The sequence below is a fragment of the Leclercia tamurae genome (assembly GCF_025566055.1).
GTDB lineage: Bacteria > Pseudomonadota > Gammaproteobacteria > Enterobacterales > Enterobacteriaceae > Enterobacter > Enterobacter tamurae.
In genome coordinates, this window is sequence record NZ_JAMHKS010000076.1 from 255,842 (window position 1) to 274,435 (window position 18,594).

17 protein-coding genes are annotated in these 18,594 nt (G+C 57.0%); all 17 read right to left on the minus strand.

The features are described 5' to 3' along the window. Window positions 1-3: 3 nt before the first annotated feature. Entirely contained in the window at window positions 4-1,482 is a 1,479-nt protein-coding gene (gene wzxC / locus M8318_RS17455; RefSeq protein ID WP_262663711.1) for a colanic acid undecaprenyl disphosphate flippase WzxC, read from the minus strand. 1 nt (window position 1,483) lies between these two features. Next, the gene (wcaJ, locus tag M8318_RS17460; RefSeq protein WP_262663712.1) at window positions 1,484-2,878 is read right to left on the minus strand and encodes an undecaprenyl-phosphate glucose phosphotransferase; all 1,395 of its coding nucleotides are present in this window, start codon (window positions 2,876-2,878) and stop codon (window positions 1,484-1,486) included. A gap of 49 nt (window positions 2,879-2,927) precedes the next feature. Further along, window positions 2,928-4,298, minus strand: coding sequence for a colanic acid biosynthesis phosphomannomutase CpsG (gene cpsG, locus M8318_RS17465; RefSeq protein ID WP_262663713.1), 1,371 nt, complete (start codon window positions 4,296-4,298; stop codon window positions 2,928-2,930). Between the two features lie 118 nt (window positions 4,299-4,416). Next, window positions 4,417-5,853 carry a mannose-1-phosphate guanyltransferase gene (gene cpsB / locus M8318_RS17470; protein ID WP_106993494.1) on the minus strand — a complete coding sequence of 479 codons (1,437 nt, stop codon included), beginning with the start codon at window positions 5,851-5,853 and terminating at the stop codon, window positions 4,417-4,419. A 3-nt stretch (window positions 5,854-5,856) separates the two neighbouring features. Beyond that, on the minus strand, window positions 5,857-7,080 hold the full coding sequence (gene wcaI / locus M8318_RS17475) for a colanic acid biosynthesis fucosyltransferase WcaI (RefSeq protein ID WP_262663714.1): 1,224 nt from the start codon (window positions 7,078-7,080) through the stop codon (window positions 5,857-5,859). Next, window positions 7,077-7,550: a GDP-mannose mannosyl hydrolase gene (locus M8318_RS17480; protein WP_225758446.1), complete on the minus strand. Its 474-nt coding sequence runs from the start codon at window positions 7,548-7,550 to the stop codon at window positions 7,077-7,079. Before M8318_RS17480 ends, wcaI begins: the two co-directional genes overlap by 4 nt. A gap of 2 nt (window positions 7,551-7,552) precedes the next feature. Next, on the minus strand, window positions 7,553-8,518 hold the full coding sequence (fcl, locus tag M8318_RS17485; RefSeq protein WP_166182941.1) for a GDP-L-fucose synthase: 966 nt from the start codon (window positions 8,516-8,518) through the stop codon (window positions 7,553-7,555). Between the two features lie 2 nt (window positions 8,519-8,520). Beyond that, on the minus strand, window positions 8,521-9,642 hold the full coding sequence (gene gmd / locus M8318_RS17490; RefSeq protein ID WP_262663715.1) for a GDP-mannose 4,6-dehydratase: 1,122 nt from the start codon (window positions 9,640-9,642) through the stop codon (window positions 8,521-8,523). A gap of 27 nt (window positions 9,643-9,669) precedes the next feature. Then, entirely contained in the window at window positions 9,670-10,218 is a 549-nt protein-coding gene (gene wcaF / locus M8318_RS17495) for a colanic acid biosynthesis acetyltransferase WcaF (protein WP_166182942.1), read from the minus strand. A gap of 15 nt (window positions 10,219-10,233) precedes the next feature. Next, the gene (wcaE, locus tag M8318_RS17500) at window positions 10,234-10,980 is read right to left on the minus strand and encodes a colanic acid biosynthesis glycosyltransferase WcaE (RefSeq protein WP_262663716.1); all 747 of its coding nucleotides are present in this window, start codon (window positions 10,978-10,980) and stop codon (window positions 10,234-10,236) included. Window positions 10,981-10,991: 11 nt separating this feature from the next. Continuing rightward, window positions 10,992-12,212, minus strand: coding sequence for a colanic acid polymerase WcaD (gene wcaD / locus M8318_RS17505; RefSeq protein ID WP_262663801.1), 1,221 nt, complete (start codon window positions 12,210-12,212; stop codon window positions 10,992-10,994). Further along, window positions 12,187-13,404: a colanic acid biosynthesis glycosyltransferase WcaC gene (gene wcaC / locus M8318_RS17510; RefSeq protein ID WP_262663717.1), complete on the minus strand. Its 1,218-nt coding sequence runs from the start codon at window positions 13,402-13,404 to the stop codon at window positions 12,187-12,189. The genes wcaD and wcaC overlap by 26 nt, the downstream gene beginning before the upstream one ends. Further along, a complete protein-coding gene (gene wcaB / locus M8318_RS17515; RefSeq protein WP_103792230.1) occupies window positions 13,401-13,889 on the minus strand; it encodes a colanic acid biosynthesis acetyltransferase WcaB in 489 nt (162 codons plus the stop codon). Before wcaB ends, wcaC begins: the two co-directional genes overlap by 4 nt. 2 nt (window positions 13,890-13,891) lie before the next feature. Then, window positions 13,892-14,731, minus strand: a complete 840-nt coding sequence (gene wcaA, locus M8318_RS17520) for a colanic acid biosynthesis glycosyltransferase WcaA (RefSeq protein WP_106993567.1) — start codon at window positions 14,729-14,731, stop codon at window positions 13,892-13,894. Between the two features lie 20 nt (window positions 14,732-14,751). Then, the gene (gene wzc / locus M8318_RS17525) at window positions 14,752-16,914 is read right to left on the minus strand and encodes a tyrosine-protein kinase Wzc (RefSeq protein WP_262663718.1); all 2,163 of its coding nucleotides are present in this window, start codon (window positions 16,912-16,914) and stop codon (window positions 14,752-14,754) included. Between the two features lie 2 nt (window positions 16,915-16,916). After that, window positions 16,917-17,360 (minus strand): low molecular weight protein-tyrosine-phosphatase Wzb, encoded by a 444-nt coding sequence (gene wzb / locus M8318_RS17530; RefSeq protein WP_262663719.1) that lies wholly within the window; start codon window positions 17,358-17,360, stop codon window positions 16,917-16,919. 5 nt (window positions 17,361-17,365) lie between these two features. Further along, complete coding sequence (locus tag M8318_RS17535) at window positions 17,366-18,502, minus strand: polysaccharide export protein (protein WP_262663720.1); 1,137 nt, start codon at window positions 18,500-18,502, stop codon at window positions 17,366-17,368. Window positions 18,503-18,594: the final 92 nt, after the last annotated feature.

Sequence of the window (18,594 nt, forward strand, 5' to 3'; positions counted from 1 at the left end):
AAATTAGCCTGCGCGAAGCAGTGTTTTAATCTTTTCGTTGCGGCAGAACTGACGTTTGATCTCCACCACCAGCGCATTACGCGACAGCACAATCATCACCGCGAAGGCCAGCGCACCTGCAGCAATCTGCACCGCCAGCAGCGCCGCCAGCGGCAGATGGCCGTTGAGGGCTAGCCCTAAGCCATAGCTCACCGCCAGCGTCGGCAGCGACAGGTAAAACGGTAGCCACAGGCTCAGGATGTACTGCCGATAGCTGGAGCCCAGCACCGGTTTAATCATCACAAAGTAGCTCAGCACGGTGTTAATGATTTGCACCAGCAGGAAGCCCAGCGTCACCCCCATCGCGCCGGCCAGATGGCCGCCGATGACGATCGCCGGAATAAACAGGAATGTTTTAAACACATTAAATTTGAAGCTGATATCGACGCGTGCTTTGGCCATCAGCAGGGAACCGATTGGGTTACCAACGGAGCGCAGCAGGCCCACTACGCACAGCAGCTGCAGGATCGGCACAATGCTGACCCACTTTTCGCCGAACACCAACGGCACCAGATTGCCGGAGACCACCATCAGCCCCAGCAGGGTCGGGAAGTTAATGATCCCCACCACCGACAACAGCTTGTAGAAGTTAATCCGCAGCTTTTCAGTGTCGTCCTGAATTTTGGCAAAGGCCGGGAACAGCACGCGGGTGATGATCGGGTTGAGCTTCATCGGCGGCACCACCGCCACGTTGTACGCCAGGTTATAGCCCCCCGCCACGCTGGCGCCGAGGATGCGCGCCAGCACCAGCGTCGAGAGGTTGGTGTTCACGTAGTTGATGATGCTGTCGGCGGTCAGCCAGGCGCCGAAGCGCAGGTTGGATGACACCGATTTGAGCGAGAAGTGGAAGCCAGGGCGGTAAATCTTGCGACCAAAGAAGCCGAACAGCAGTGTACGTACAGCGGAGTTGACCAGATAACCAAGGATGGCGGTCATCGCCAGCGGCCAGAAGTGGGCGCTGACCACGGTAAAGGTAAACCCGGCCAGCACGGCGCTGGTTTCAATCATGCCGATTTTGCTGAACTCCAGCTCCTTTTGCATCAGCGCGCGGAACTGCTGCCCGTGCGGGATCACCACAAACGCAAACGACAAGGCGCGCATCAGCGGGGCCAGCTCCGGGTTGTTCAGTGCGCCAGCGATGGCATCGCTCAGCAGAAACAACGCCACGAACACCACAATCCCGAGTCCGACGTTCAGCCAGTAGAGGGTGGTCAGCTCCAGGTGGCTGATCTCCTTGCGCTGAATAATCGAGTTGGCGATGCCGAAATCCGACAGCGTATCGGCGAGAGCGATAATCACCAGCGAGACGGTCAGCAGGCCAAACTGGTGATTATCGATAATGCGCGCCAGCACCGTCATCTGCACCAGCCCGAGGCCGATGATGATCACCGTGGCGATAGCCGACCACTTTGCCCCGCTGAGGGTTTTTTCACGTAAGCTCATGTTAATACGCCGCTTTGTTCACAAAGCCCTTGAAGACGGTAAGAAACACAATTTTGATATCGAACCAGAGGCTCCACTCGCGGATGTACTCCAGGTCGAACTCAATGCGTTTTTCCATCTTCTCCAGGGTGTCGGTTTCGCCGCGCCAGCCATTAATCTGCGCCCAGCCGGTGATGCCCGGTTTCACTTTGTGGCGCAGCATGTAGCCTTCAATCAGGGCGCGATACTGCTCGTTATGGGCCACGGCGTGCGGACGCGGGCCGACAATCGACATGCCCCCGGTTAATACATTAATAAACTGCGGCAGTTCGTCGAGGGAGGTACGGCGCAGGAAGTTACCGACGCGGGTGACGCGCGGATCGTTTTGCGTCGCCTGGGTCACTACCTCGTCGTTCTCCATCACCTTCATGGAACGGAATTTCCACACCATAATCGGCTTACCGTCCATACCGTAGCGGGTCTGGCGGAAGATCACCGGCCCTTTTGAGGTGATTTTCACCGCCAGGGCAATGGCACAGAGCACCGGGGAGATCAGCAGCAGGATCAGGGATGAGAGGACGATATCCTCCACGCGCTTCAGCACCCGGTTGAGACCGGAGAGCGGGGTGTCATACAGCGGCACCACCGGCACGCCGTTCACCTCTTCAATGCGGGAATGCAGGATGTTAAAGGTGAAGACATCAGGGATCAGGATCACCGAGCAGGTGGTGTCCGCCAGTTTGCGCATCAGGGTTTTGATTCTGGCCTCGTCACTCATCGGCATGGCGATATAGACGTTGTGGATCTTGCCGGCTTTGGCATCGTCAACCAGCTGGGAGTAGTTCCCGGCCCAATCAGCCGATACGCCACCGGGCTGCGCGTCGTGATAGACCCCGACCACGTCAAACCCCAGCCACGGCTCTTTACGAAAACCGTCGAGCAGCGCCAGACCGGCGGGCATGCTCCCGGCCACTGCCACCCGGCGGGTATTGTAGCCGCGGTTACGCAGCCAGCCCGCACCGTAGCGGATCAGCGATCGGCAGACCACCATCCCCACGCTGGTGAGCAGGTACCAGGCAAAATAGGTGGCAAAGCGATTATCAAAGTCGTTGTTGAAGGCTACCAGCCCGAAGCTGAAGACCAGGCTTAGAGTCCAGTTCTGCAACAGCAGCAGCAGCTCGGTGGTGATCTTGACGCCACGCCATGAACGGTAGAAGTCAGTCATGCCGCCGATCATCTGGAAGACTACCAGCGCGATCAGCGCCATCAGCAGGTGCATGTAGAGGAAGGGCAGCCCGCTGAGTTTACACACCATCCACAAGCCACCGAACATGATGGTGATATCAGAAAAACGCTGCACCATAGAGATTAACGATGCATTCGTTTTGGCTCGCTCGCGCTTTTTTAGATTTGTCATCGTTGTTCCTGTTTCAGGGGCCCCTCCCCCGTCGGGAGAGGGGCAAGGATTACTGATTCAACAGCGCCATAATGTCCTGCGTTCGCGCCGCCATCAGCGCCGCATCGGCGCGGGATTCCACGTTCAGGCGCACCACCGGCTCGGTGTTCGACGAGCGTAAATTGAAGCGCCACTGGGGGAAGGTCATGCTGATCCCGTCGGTGCGGTCGATCTCCAGCGCGTGCAGAGCGAAATGGTTCTCCACGCGGGCAATCGCCTCGGCCGGGGCTGCGAGCGTGCTGTTGATCTCCCCGCTCGCCGGGAAGGCCGCCATGCGGTCACGCACCAGCTCACCCAGCGTCTGGCCCTTCAGGCACAGCAGTTCAGTGACCAGCAGCCACGGGATCATCCCGCTGTCGCAGTAGGCAAAATCACGGAAGTAGTGATGGGCGCTCATCTCGCCGCCGTAAATGGCATCTTCTTCGCGCATCCGCTCTTTGATAAAGGCATGGCCAGTTTTCGACATCACCGGCGTGCCGCCTGCTGCGGCCACCACATCCACCGTGTTCCAGGAGAGACGCGGGTCGTGAATGATGCGCGAGCCGGGGTTTTTCTCGAGGAAGGCTTCAGCCAGCAGGCCGACAATGTAGTAGCCCTCGATAAACTGCCCTTTTTCATCGAACAGGAAGCAGCGGTCGAAGTCGCCGTCAAAGGCGATGCCCATGTCCGCGCCGTGCTCAATCACCGCATTGCGGGTATCGGCCCGGCACTCCGGCAGCAGCGGGTTTGGAATACCGTTCGGGAAGGTGCCGTCCGGGGTGTTGTGGACTTTAACGAAGGTCACCGGCACGTTAAGCGCTTTAAAGCGGGCTTCCAGAGCATCCACCACCGGGCCTGCCGCGCCGTTGCCGGAGTTGATCACCAGCTTCAGCGGCTTGAGGTTCGCCAGGTTGATGTAGCCCAGCAGGTGGTCGATATAGGCATCGCGGAGATCAATCTTTTTATAGCTGCCACGCTTCGCCTCGTTCACCGGCGGGAAATCGTTGGCTTCCGCCAGACGCTGAACGTCGCGCAGGCCGGTATCGCCGCTGATCGGGCGAGCACCCTCGCGTACCAGCTTCATGCCGTTGTAGTCCATCGGGTTATGGCTGGCGGTCACTTCAATCCCGCCGTCGACACCTAAATGGAAGGTGGCGAAATAGATCTCTTCGGTACCGGACAAACCGATATCCAGCACGTCAACGCCCGCGTCCTGCAGCCCTTTCGCCAGGGCCAGCTTCAGGGCTTCACTGGTCAGACGCACGTCGCCGCCCAGTACAATGGTCTTTGGCTTTAAATATTCGCCGTACGCGCGGCCAATGCGCCACGCAATGTCTTCATTCAGCTCTTCACCGAGCTTGCCGCGAATATCGTAGGCTTTAAAACAGGTTAATTTTTGCATCATTACCCCTTATTCAGGCAACAGTTGGCCCGACCCGGACAGGGCCAATTTAATTTATTGTTTTGCGTCATTCGTAGGCCGGATAAGCAACGCGCATCCGGCAAGCCACGCTCAGGGGCTAAACCCGCCCGTAGCGATCCTCGAAGCGAACGATATCGTCCTCTTCCAGATACGAACCGGAGCGCACTTCAATCAGATCGAGTGGGATTTTCCCCGGGTTTTCTAGGCAGTGGGTCGCCCCCAGCGGGATGTAAATGGATTCGTTTTCACCCAGCAGCGTCACCACATCGTTGATGGTCACTTTGGCAGTTCCCGCCACCACCACCCAGTGCTCGGCGCGATGATGATGCATCTGCACCGACAGCCCCTCGCCCGGTTTCACGGTGATGCGTTTAACCTGATAGCGATCGCCCTCGTCGATGGAGTCGTATTTGCCCCAAGGACGGTACACTTCGCGGTGAATGTGGTGCTCATGGCGGCCATCGGCTTTGATCTGCTCGACCACTTTTTTGACGTCCTGCACCGCGTTGCGATCGGCAATCAGCACCGCGTCTTTGGTCTGGACCACCACCAGGTCCTTCACCCCGACGGTGGTCACCAGTCCGGATTCAGCGTAGACGTAGCTGTTTTCCGTTTTATGGCTGATCACATCCCCGTGATGAACGTTGCCTTCCGGCGTCTGGTTGCTGATTTCCCACAGCGAGGACCAGGAGCCCACATCGCTCCAGCCGGCATCCATCGGCACCACCACCGCATCAGCCGTCTGTTCCATTACCGCGTAATCCACGGATTCATCCGGGCAGGCGAGGAACGCGGCTTCGTCAACGCGGATAAAGTCCAGATCCGGGTCAACGGTAGCCATCGCTTTTTCGCAGGCGTCCAGAATATCCGGGCGGTACTTCCGCAGCTCTTCCAGATAACGTCCGGCGCGGAACAGGAACATGCCGCTGTTCCAGTAATACTCGCCGCTGGCGACATAGGCCTGGGCGGTTTCCAGATTCGGTTTTTCGACAAACTGCGCTACGTCAAAGGCGAGGTTGTCCCCCTCACCCGGCGTCACGTTGCCACGGCGAATGTAACCATAGCCGGTTTCCGGCATATCCGGCACGATGCCGAAGGTGACCAGCTTGCCGCTTTCGGCATATGGAATGGCTGAACGCACGGCCTCGCGGAACGCCTCTTCCTGCTGGATCACATGATCCGCGGCCAGCACCAGCATCAGCGGATCGCAATCCGGGCTGCTGCGCTGGGCGGCCAGCGCCGCCAGGGCGATGGCCGGGGCGGTGTTACGTCCGGCAGGTTCCAGAATGATATTTTCGGTCAGCTTGTTCAGCTGACGCAGCTGCTCGGCGACGATAAAGCGGTGCTGTTCGTTACAGATCACCACCGGGCTTTCACACATCACGCCGTTCAGGCGGTTGACCGTGGTCTGCAGCATGGTGAGTTCCCCTTTCAGGCAGAGGAACTGTTTTGGATAGAGCACGCGGGAGAGCGGCCACAACCGGCTGCCAGAGCCACCTGCCATCACCACCGGGTACAACGTATTTTTACTCATGATTTATCCCCGAATATCTGCAATAAACTGGCTCAGCACGTTCTCTTTCTCGAGCGTGCGTTCCGCATAGTCACGGGCTACCCTGTTCTCTTTGGGCATGTTCAGCGCCTGTTCGATCCCCTCTATCAGGGCGGGTACCGACTCGGGCTCCACGCAGACGGCGATCCCCGGCAGGTTGTCACACAGCTGGCCCAGCTCGGTGTGGGCTTCGGCAGTGATCACCGCGTTGCCGCCCACTGCCAGAATGTTGGTCAGCTTGGAGGGCAGGACCGCATCCGCCGCGCCGCGCTTCTGTATCACCAGATGGCAGTCGGCCATCTTCAGCAGCGCCGGTAAGGCGTCGTAAGACTGCAGCGGGAAGAACTGAATGTTATGCAGGCCGCGCTCGCGGGCCATTTTCTCCAGCCGCGCTTTACCGCCACCCTGGCCGACAATCACAAACTGCAAGGGCTTATCGCTGAGCGCGGCGGCAGCGTCGATGACGCTCTCCAGCCCTTGCTTCTCACCGATATTGCCGGAATAGAGAACAATCTTTTGCGCCTCAGCCAGACCCAGCTGTGCGCGCAGCGCTGCTGCGTCGTCAGATGTGACGTCGCGAAAACGCGCCACTTCCGACCAGTTAGGGAAGAAGATCACCTTCTCCGCCGCCACGCCCTTCTCCTGCGCTTTGTTCATCATCGAGCGGGAGATGGTCGAGACGTAATCCACGTTATGCAGGCCGCTGCGCTCAAAGGCGCTGGCCAGTTTCGCGACTTTGCCGCCCTTGCCTTTGCCCGCCATACCCAGACCGAGCATGGCGTCCACTTCATAATCCTGAATGTGCAGCAGAGTGCGGGCCCCGGAGAGCTTGCCCAGCAGGCGCATGCCTGGGGTGCAAAACAGGGTCGGCACCACGCCAATAATGCGATCCGGCTTCCAGCGACGTTGCGCCATCAGCGGGAAGAAACTGCTCAGGGCAAAGCTGCCCAGATGAATCAAACGCTTTAAGGTCGATGGCTGTTTCGGCACATACAGCGGGCAGCGCCAGACGGTGGCAGCCCCCTCTTCGCGACGATAGCGCCAGTTTGAATAATTTTCGCCCACCTGCCATTCAGGGTAATAAGGCGGGGCCGTAATGACCCGCACCTCGTGCCCCTGGCTGGCCATCCACTCCACCATCTCGCCGGTGTATTTGCCGATACCGGTGAGCTCCGGGGAGTAGTTAATGCCGTACACCAAAATTTTCATAAGCCCGGCACCCCTGACTGATCCAGGAAGTAGGCCCGGCTGTTGTCATGCACGTTATCGCTGGCCAGAAGCTGTTCAGGCGTCAGCCAGCGGTAGTCGTCATGCTGAGAATCAGGCAGACGCAGGTCTGCCTCATTCACCTTCAGGCGATAGCCCAGCACCACGTAGTGGGTGGTGAAACCGGTGCCGGAAAAGTTGTCGTCATAGAAGTGCTGCCAGACCCCGTAGAACTGCCCCGCCGTCATCGGCAGACGCAGCCCCAGCTCCGCCTGTGTCAGACGGGCAAAGGCATTTTCCAGCGTCTCGTCTTTCTGCACTCGCCCGCCCGGCACGAACCAGTAGCCCTGCGCCGGACGGTTGGTGCGTTGCCCGAGCAGGAACTCGCCCCGCTCGTTCTCCACCACCAGATCGATGGAGATAAGCGGAGTGGAACGCACCACAGTGGCAAAATCTTCCTGACTTAAAAACATATCTACCCCCGGAACCGCTGCTGGTTTTCCAGGAACCACTGGTATGTACTGGCCAGCCCCTGCGCCAGCGTCACCTCGTGGAACCAGCCCAGCTGATGCAGACGGGTCACATCCAGCAGCTTGCGCGGCGTGCCGTCGGGTTTGCTGGCATCGAAGGCCACGCGGCCCTTATATCCCACCACCTGAGCGATAGTCTCGGCCAGCTCGCGGATAGTGCAGTCCACTCCGGTGCCAACGTTGATGTGCGACAGCATCGGCTCGGTGTTCTCCTGCCAGACCTCGCGTGCCAGCTCCATCACGTGAATGCTGGCGGCAGCCATGTCATCCACATGCAGGAACTCGCGCATCGGCGTACCGCTGCCCCACACCACCACTTCCGGTGCGTTGCTGACGGTCGCCTCGTGAAAACGACGCAGCAGCGCCGGGATCACGTGCGAGTTGCTCGGGTGGAAGTTATCGTTCGGGCCGTACAGGTTGGTCGGCATCACCGAGCGATAGTCGCGACCGTACTGGCGGTTATAGGATTCGCACAGCTTGATCCCGGCAATCTTGGCGATGGCGTAGGGCTCGTTGGTCGCTTCCAGCGTGCCCTGCAGCAGCTCGCTCTCGGCGATGGGCTGTTTGGCCATCTTCGGGTAGATACAGGATGAGCCGAGGAACAGCAGCTTGTTCACGTTATGCAGATGCGCAGCGTGAATGATGTTGCTCTCGATCATCATGTTTTCGTAGATGAAATCTGCCGGATAAGTGTTGTTGGCGACAATGCCGCCCACTTTTGCCGCCGCCAGATAGACCTGGTCGATGCGCTGCTCGGCAAAAAATGCCTGTACCGCGCCCGCATCGAGCAGATTCAGTTCATCACGGTTGCGAACGACCAGTTCGACGTTGCCGCGCTGTTCCAGCTGGCGAACAATCGCGGAACCCACCATTCCGCGATGACCGGCAACAAAAATTCGTTGTTTGCTCATACTCAGGACTCCAGCGCGATGGCAACCTCGTAGCCATGGGACTTGAGCAGGGAGTGTTTCTTCGCCGCTTCAAGATCGTGGGCAACCATCTCGGATACCATCTCCTGGAGGGTGATTTCCGGCTTCCAGCCCAGTTTTTCGTGCGCTTTGCTTGGGTCGCCGAGCAGGGTTTCCACTTCAGCAGGACGGAAGTAGCGCGGGTCAACCTGGACAATCACATCGCCCGGCTTCACACCCGGTGCGTCATGGCCGGTCACGGAGACCACGATACCCTTCTCTTCCACGCCGGTGCCTTCGAAGCGCAGCTTGATACCCAGCTGGGCTGCCGCCATCTCAACGAACTGACGCACGGAGTACTGCACGCCGGTGGCGATCACGAAGTCTTCAGGTTTTTCCTGCTGCAGCATCATCCACTGCATTTTCACGTAGTCTTTGGCATGGCCCCAGTCACGCAGGGAGTCCATGTTGCCGAGGTGCAGGCAGGATTCCAGACCCTGGGCAATGTTGGCGATGGCGCGGGTTATTTTACGGGTCACGAAGGTTTCGCCGCGGCGCGGGGATTCGTGGTTGAACAGAATACCGTTACAGGCGTAGATGCCATAGGATTCGCGGTAGTTCACGGTGATCCAGTAGGCGTACATCTTAGCTACGGCATACGGAGAGCGCGGGTAGAACGGGGTGGTCTCTTTCTGCGGGGTTTCCTGCACCAGGCCATACAGCTCGGAGGTAGACGCCTGATAGAAACGGGTCTTCTTCTCCAGACCGAGGAAGCGAATCGCTTCCAGCAGACGCAGGGTACCCATCGCATCCACGTCGGCGGTGTATTCCGGGGATTCGAAGGAGACCGCTACGTGGCTCATCGCGCCCAGGTTGTAGACCTCATCCGGCTGCACTTCCTGCAGGATACGGGTCAGGTTGGAGCTGTCGGTCAGGTCACCGTAGTGCAGGTGGAATTTCGGGTTTGCTGCATGTGGATCCTGGTAGATATGATCCACGCGCTCGGTGTTAAACGAGGAGGCACGACGTTTGATTCCGTGCACTTCGTAGCCTTTTTCCAGCAGGAGTTCCGCCAGATAAGAACCATCCTGTCCGGTAACGCCGGTGATGAGAGCGACTTTAGACATGTTTATTTTCTCCAGACTTATCAGAAGTTATTCAGTTTCAACGCGTTCGCGTATCACCACTGCGGGATTGCCACGGCAAAGCTTATTTGCCGGAAGCGATTTAAAAACACTGCTGCGCGCACCAACAACGGTGCCATCGCCAATGGAAACACCGGGCGCGACAAAAACATCGGTCGCCAGCCAGCATTTCTCACCCAGGGTGATGGGTTGCGCATTAATATCAAAATGTTGACTCATATAATCGTGACTGCCGGTGCAGAGATAACACTTCTGCGACACGACCGAATTAGCGCCAATCGAAATATCACCCAGCGTATATAACACCGCCTCGTCACCCACCCAGGCGTTATCCCCTAAGGTTAATTTCCACGGGTAAGTAATTTTTACCGACGGGCGAATCACTACGTTTTTTCCGATTTTTGCGCCAAACAGACGTAATAAAAAGGCGCGCCAGCGGTACATTATTTGCGGCGACCAGGCAAATAACGTTGCCTGAACTGCCCACCATAACTGCACCTTAATACCGCCTGCGCCACGAAATCCTTTTGGCACAGAGAAGCCACTTAATTCCTGCATCGTGTTTCCTTATATTCAGGCTTTGTTATATAAGGCTTTTGTTTTACCGGTCGTTTTCAGACGCAATAAATAAGACAATTCCGCGAGCACACCCGGCATGCGCAATATTTCGCGCTGCACTTTTTTGGCGTCCTGGCATAATTCAAGATTATTCGAGGTTGACACGCCGCCCATCGAGAATTCAGACACCAGCCCCGGGAGACGTTTAAACGGATAACCGGCTTTATACATTCTGGCGGTCAGGGCGTAATCTGACGAGACGCGGTACTGCAGTTCGTACGGGTACGTTTTTAATCCGCTGACGGGAAAGAAAATTGCCTGATGGCTGGCCGGCAGGCTGTGATAAATATACCAGCCCGGTTTCGCCGCCCGGCGCACTTTATTGCCGTCACCAAAATCGAGTAACGCATCGCCGATGATCATGGCGTTACCCTGTACTTTGCCGAGCTGGCGTACAAACTGCGCCACGTCGTCATGAAAAATGTCGCCGGAATTGAGGAAGATCGCGTAGCGACCCTGCGCCATCTCGATGCCTTTATTCATCGCATCGTAGATACCGCGGTCTTTCTCGCTGACGTAACGTAAGTTGAACTCACCGTTCAGTTTTTCGAGAAATTCTGCCGTGCCGTCGTTGGAACCGCCATCCACCACAATCCATTCAAAGCTGAGGCTGGGATCGCGGGCCAGGTTGCGCAGCGAACGCCAGGTTTTTACCACGCCGTCAAGGTTACGGAAGGCAACAGTAATAACGCTGAGTAACATAAACCACCTCGTTATGAATGCGTAATATTAAGCGCCTTGCGCAAAATAAACGGGCAAACAATTAAGAATGCGTATTCCGGGCTAAATATTGAGCCGGTAAAAAACAGCGACACCGGCGTAAAAAGATAAAGCTGTACGCGAAAATTCTGATTATCGCCAAAGGCGCTGATCGTCATTTTGAAAACTTTGAACAGATACCACGCCGTTAATAACACTGCGAACCACGAAAAATAAATAATCAGCAGATACAGGCCATTGTCTATGGTTTTTCCGACGTCCGCACCGTTAAAGATTCCGAATGATGCGACATATTCGTAAAGTGAGCCGAATCTGACTACGCCATCAATATGGGTTAAAGAGTAACCCACCATCACCAGCGGACCGATAATACGATAATACGATGACGATCCTTCGGTACCCAAATCACCCAGGCGTTCAGAAATATACGGGAAGGCAAATACCACCCCGACCAGGAACACCGACAATGAAATGATCGCTAAAGGTAACTTTTTCTTGATCGCCTCTTTATTCAGATACTGAAACGCCCACTCAAGAAGGTAAAACAGGATAAAGGTCATTACCCCGGAGAACGATCCTGACAGGACTATTCCTGCAAGAATCATAGCATCGCTCTTGGGCGTTTTGATACCAAACTGTTTGATGCTGAGCCAAATTGAGATTAACGCCAGAGCAAAGAATGCCGGTTCGAAATAGAGTGCTGTTGTACGCTTGCCACCAAATTTAATGAAATTCAGTACATAGCTATTACTGTAAATAAGATATTTCGAAATTATTTCCATCAGGCTACTGCCGCCTGTCAAAATAATTTGCGCCATCTCCAGCGCCGCTATCGTCACAATGATGCCGATGACCAGATAAAAGAACCTGAGGATCTTCCGATAATTGTGCGGCGAGATGGTTTTAAAGCGAATACTCCACACCATCCCGATAATGATCACGATATAGACAAACAGCATCGTGGAGGTGACATATTTGCTGGCGTCCAGCGACTGACCAAAGATGTAGTTAAAGGCCGTCAGCCCCACTCCCAACCCCAGGGCAATCATCAGCTTTTTCACGCTGATCTTGTTGACAAACAGCAGCAGCAGCAGCGGTAAGAAGGTCACGATGGTGATGGGGAAGCTTTCACCCAGCTGGGCAATTTTGACGTTGACCAGCAGGTAGATCAGCGGCAGCAGCAGATAGCTACAGATTCTGATAGAACGAGACATACTCCTCCAGCATCTGTTGTCCACTGTAGGCCTGACGGCTGCGGGTGCGGAACGATTCCAGGTCAGTGCCAAAAACGGCCTGAGCAATCTCCGCTTTCGACAGCTGCACCAGCGGCAGCACCTCGTTTTCCGTGAAGGTTTTGCCCCCTGATTTCTCCAGCACTTCCCGCGCCGCGTCGCTGTGGGTGGCGATCACCGGCACGCCGATGGAGAGCGCTTCGCACAAAATCAGCGGGTAGTTATCCACCCGGGAGCTGAACACCAGCGCATCCATGCCGTTCAGGGCGCTCATCAGCTTGCGCTTGTCGGTTTCGAAGCCGTGGTTAATCACGTTGGTACCGTCAAAGGGCGAAAACTTCCCGAAGGTGTGCAGTTCGATTTTGTTCCCGAGGGCCATGATCTGGCGCACCAGCTGCTGGTTGGTTTTGCCGTCGTAGCGCAGGTCGTGGGCCACCACCGCGATTTTCGGTTTACCCGGCGTCACGACGACCGGGGTCAGCTCGGCCAGAATCTCTTCGGTGGCCACATCGATGCCGTTATTGATGATTCGGCAGCGCCCTGCCCCGTACAGGCTGTTAAACGCATCGGCCACGTGCTGGCTGGGGGAGATGAACTGGCAGCCGAGCGCCAGCATGTCGCGGAACAGCTGACGTTTACCGGCCACCAGCTGATGAGCGCGATCCACCTTCACCGGAGGATAGTTGCCGAGCGTCGGGCACTTCTGGCAATGGTCTTTCCAGCCTTCGCAGCCGTCGGTAAAGGCGCAGCGGCCGGTAACGCTCCAGTGATCGTGCAGGGTCCAGACGAAGGTGGTATCCGGTTTGTGCGCCTGCACTTTCTCACAGAAGGCCACGACCTCCTCCAGCTTCAGCCAGTAGCTGTGCAGGACGTGAAAATGCAGCACTACCGGGCCCGTGGTGCGGGTCACGGTGCGATACAGGCTGTTAAGGTTGCCGAACAGATCGCGGTTAAACAGACGGAACAGCGCAATATTCGCCACCGAGGTCAGACGCGGGGTGTGTTTCACCACCTGCGGATAGCGGTCGTGGCTGACGCTCTTCTTGCCGCCCTTGCCGTAGCCGTAGATAAAGCGCGACTGAAGCCCTTTTTGCAGCGCGCGCTGGTGCAGATCCAGCGCCACGCCTGCCGCCCCGCCCTCGGCGAGGCGCACGTTAAATTGCAGAATATTCATTTGATCACCTTCACCCGGGCCTTCTCGCCCACCACCAGCGCGTTGTCCGGGATGCTGTCGAGCACTACGCTCCCGGCCCCGATGGTGACGTTATTGCCTACGGTGATATCACCAATCATCACCACGTTGGCGCCCAGCTCAACGTTATTGCCAATCACCGGGCAGGCAAGGCTGTCCGGACCGCGGTTGCCAAGGGTCACGCCGTGGCGGATGGTAAAATCATCCCCGGCAACCACGAATTTATTGATCACCACGGCATAGCCGTGGTGAATGGTAAAGCGCCGTCCGATGGTGGCTGCGGCCTGGATTTCATAGCCGAAGAAGCACTCGGTGATGATGCGATAGAGCACCAGCACCGGGGCCGCCCACAGATTGTTGAGGACGTTCTTTTTGCGCCAGACGGAGCAGAAATGGGCCACCCGGTAGGCCAGCACCATGCAGCAGGGGCGCAGGCTCCAGCTGTTTGCGCGACAATCTTCCAGCACCATTATTTCCCCCGCAGTCCGTCAGCCAGACGCTTACCGTTGCGCACCGAGATTAGCGTCAGCAGCGTGCGCCAGTTCATGCGCTTGTTGCGGATCTGATACAGAGTAAACAGCTGATACTTGCGGCTGGCGCGATCGAACTTGTCCCGGTGCTTGCGGTAGAAGTGGAAATAGCCGGAGAACTTTTTCGGTGAGGAGGTGATCTGCATCTCGCCGTGGTTGATGTGCAGGATCTGCGTCGCCTCATCCACTTTCCACGGCTCGCCATACTCCACCACCATCCGCAGGAAGATGTCGTAGTCCTGGGCGGCCTTCAGTTCGGTATCGAACAGGCACTCCTTAAAACGCCATGCCCAGGTAAAGACCTGATTGCCGATGATGTTGCGCTTGTAGAACAGGCGGCGCGAGTAGGGTGATTTCGGGTACAGCGGCAGACTGGCGGGCTGGGAGTAGACCTCCCCCTCGCAGACGTAGTCGTTGGCATACAGGAACGCATGGGTCACCAGATGATGCTGATGCGCCAGGAAGGTCGAGAGCCGGTTCGGCGTCCACTCATCGTCGTCATCAATACCGGTCAGGTACTGACCGTTAGCCTGCAGGATCGCCTGATTGCGAACCGCGCAGGCGCCGGAGTTGATGGCATTGTGGGTGTAAACCACCCGCGGATCGTTCAGGTCAGTGACAAACTGCTGCAGCTGTTCCCAGGAGGAGGAGCAATCATCGACGATGATCAGCTCCCAGTGGTCGTAATCCTGGCGCAATACCGACTTTATCGCACGGATCGCCAGCTGCTGACGGTTCCATGTCGGCATATAGATAGAAATCAAAGGGCGTGTTGTCATGGTATTCCCCGAATGGCTCATTACTTATTGTCCGACTTATATTCGTACTCGTAATACCCGTAATCCTGATACCCGGTAGCGCGACGGAAGATGGAGTTGAGGATCACCCCTTTCACCGGAATGCCGTTCTGCTCGAAGCGGCTGAGGCTAGTTTCGACCTCTTTCAGGGTGTTGACCGCATAACGCGCCACCATCAGGGTGGTGCCCGCGTGGCGACCCACGATTGCCGCATCGGTGACCGCCAGGATTGGTGGGGTATCGATGATTACCAGGTCATAATTCTCGCTGGCCCACTTCACCAGTTGGGTGAAGCGCTCGCTCATCAGCAGTTCCGACGGGTTCGGCGGCACCTGCCCACGGGAGACCAGGTCGAAGTTAGGCACGGAGGTCGGTTTCGCGCACTGGGTGATATCGCCCTTGCCGAGCAGGATCTCCGACAGACCGTTAACGTTGTTGGTGCCCAGCAGCTCGTGGGTGTAGCCCTTACGCATATCGCAGTCGATCAGCAGCACGCGCTTGTTGGTCTGGCTGACCACCGCCGCCAGGTTGGCGCAGACGAAGGTTTTCCCGATGGACGGGCTGACCCCAGAGAGCATCAGCACGTTGTTGCTGGCCTGCATCATGGCGAAGTGCAGGCTGGTGCGCAGGCTACGAATGGCTTCGATGGCCAGATCCGTTGGGTTACCGACTGCCAGCAGCTGGCTCTGTTTGTAGCGTTTAACCCCGTTAGTGGTTTTGACGCTGTCACGGGACTTCTGCCACTCCGACAGCGGGATGCTGGCGTAGACGTTGATGCCGTGCTCTTCCAGCACCTGCGGGCTTTCGATCCCACGGTTAAACAGGGAGCGCAGCAGCACGCCAACGATGGAGAGCATCAGGCCGAGAATAATGCTGCCGAGAATAATCAGCGCCTTCTTCGGCTTCAGCACGCCGGGCTGGGTGATGGCCGGATCGACAATCCGCACGTCGCCTACGGTGCTCGCTTCGGTGATCTTCAGCTCCTGCTGTTTGTTCAGCAGCTGCATATAGACCTGCTGACCGGACTCCACGTCGCGGGTCAGACGCAGGATCTCCTGCTGAGTTTTTGGCATCGCGGTGACGCGGCCATTGAGCTTCGCTTTTTCCTCTTCCAGGGTCTGGCGTTTTTCCAGCAGCGTGCGGTAGGCAGGGTGACGTTTGGTGTAGAGCTTGGAAATTTCCGCCTCTTTAAAGGTCAGCTCGTTGAGCTGGGCGTCGATGTTGACCATCGAATCCAGCACCGACTTCGCTTCCAGCGGCAGGTCGACGGAATCTTTATCCTGGCGGAAGGCGTTGAGCTTGTTCTCGGCTGCATCCAGATGACCGCGCACTTCCGGGAGCTGTTTGGCAAGGAAGTCGAGACTTTTTGACGCCTCTTCCGACTTGCGCTTCACGTTCTGCGCCTGGTAGTTGCGGGTGATGCTGTTGAGAATGTCGCGGATCTTATCCTTATCTTCCCCGGTAAAGGTCAGCCTCAACACCCCGGTATCTTTCCCGGTTTCGGTGACCGTCAGATTGCCCTGCAGGTTATTGATCATCCCCAGCATCGAGAATTTGCTGACGGTGAACTCGCTGCCGCTCTGGGCATGAATGGCGCTAACCATCATGCTCACGCCGTCTTTGGTCAGCATCTCCCCCACCTTGCCGCGGGCGCTAAACCCGGCGTCGCTGGTGAGTTCATACTGATCTTTGCCCAGCACCTCGAGGGTGAAGACCTGGCTGGCTCCCCCGGCAGGCAGAGTAAAGGTGGTGACTTTGACGGTGTCGTTCTGACGGCCCATCAACCGGTCCCAGCCCGCGCCAAACACCGGGAAGGTGTTTTTGCTGACGCCGATGTCGAGATCCAGATCGTCCACGGTTTTACCCAATACCAGGCGGGACTGGATCAGCTCAATTTCCGCTTGCGAGGCGGGCGGCTTGTTCGCCAGCGCCGAACCAATGTCCTGCACCAGCGAGCTGCCGCTGTTCTGCTCGATTTGTACCAGCGCATCCGCGCTGTAGATCGGCGTGGCGAAGAGAGTGTAAATCACCGCCGCAACGGCAAACACTGCGGTGATGCCTATCACCCACCAGCGCGCCTCGACCACGGTGCCGATCAGGCGACCAATATCAATCTCATCACCGCCCGTACTCGGGGAGGAAGAAGGTTTTACGTTTGCTGTCATTATTATCCCTGCTGAACGTTCAGTGCCTGTGCCCACTGGCGGGCAGACTGGTCGAGTAAGGTGTAAACCGCCTCAAACGCTTCATGGCTTTTGCGATACGGATCGGGGATCTCACGCTCATTGTCCCAGTGACCAAAGAGCATCACCTTGCCGCGCATCTCCGGTGCGATATCGCACAGGGCGTGGATGTGGCGTTTTTCCATGGCGAGGATCAGGTCGTAGTCCCGGCACAGGCTGGCTGTCACCTGACGGGCGCAATGCCCGTCGAGCGAAAGCTGATGCTCTGCCGCTACCTGACTTGCGCGCTGGTCGGCCCCTTTGCCGACCAGCGCGCCCAGCCCGGCTGACGCGACGGTCAGCTGTGGCTGGTACTGTTTTAAAAGCCGCTCAGCGGTGGGGGAACGGCAGATGTTCCCCACACAAACCACCAGAATTTTGTTAAACATCGTTATCACCAGTTGTGGTACTGATGTACCGTATCGGTCATGGTATGGATGCTGTTGATCGTTGGCAGCAGCTGGCTGACCACACGGTTCCAACGCGTTACCGGTGCAGTAGTGACGTACACCACGTCATACGGCTGGAGGCGGAACCCGGTTGCCATCACCAGCGAGGTCGCATCAGACATATCGAGCTGGTAGACGTTGGCAATCTTGCCCTTCCCACCATTTCCTGTAATTGGACGGATCACGAAGATGCCACTGGCGTCGGAGGTGCTCATATCCAGCCCTTCCGCGGTGCCCAGCGCTTCGGTCAGGGTCATGCCGCTGAAGTCCATCTTGAGGGTGCTCTGTTTCTTCACTTCGCCCATCACGAACACTTTCAGATCGTCATTGCGCGGCACGAACAGGATGTCACTTGGATAGAGCAGACGGTTCTGGCTCAGGTCGCCGTTCTGCATCAGCGCCTGCAGGGAGATACGTTCCTCTTTACCTTTATGGGTCAACACCACGTTGCGCCAGTCGGCGCCATCGGTGAGGCCGCCCGCGGCATTGATGGCGTCGAGCACCGTCAGCGGCACGTTGGTGATCGGCTGCTGGCCGGATTTACTCACCTGGCCAGAGACATAGGCTTTTTGCGAACGGAATGCGGCGATATTAACGTCCACCTGCGGATCGGCGATGTACTGCGCTAAACGGCCGGTAATATCACTACGAATCTGGGAAAGCGTTTTGCCAACAACACGTATTTTGCCGACATAGGGATAGAACATGGTGCCATCCGGCTGAACCCAGTTACCGGCATCGCTGGAGCTACGATACTGCCCTGCCGGGGTGGTCAGCTCCGGGTGATCCCAGACGGTGACGTTGATGACATCTCCAGGCCCCACGCGGTACTGGTAGTTGGCAATCTCCTCATCGAGGCTCACGTTCGGCCGCGCGACGGTCGGGCGGGGGCGTAATTGTTCAACCAGCTGCGGGGTCATTGGATAAACATTCACCATGCGGTTGATATCAAAATCAGCATCCTGCTGTTTAATCACATCCTTGCCCGATGCTGACATATTGCTGCCGGGAAAGACCGTACAACCACTCATCAAGGTCACAGACACCAATAATGGCATCAATTTCATTTTGGATTTCATCATTGATTATTTATCACTATGGAAGAGTAATTATCCTGTGCATTTAAATAAGCGCGGAGGCGTATTACTTTTAGCATGCAGTCAATAAAAGTGAA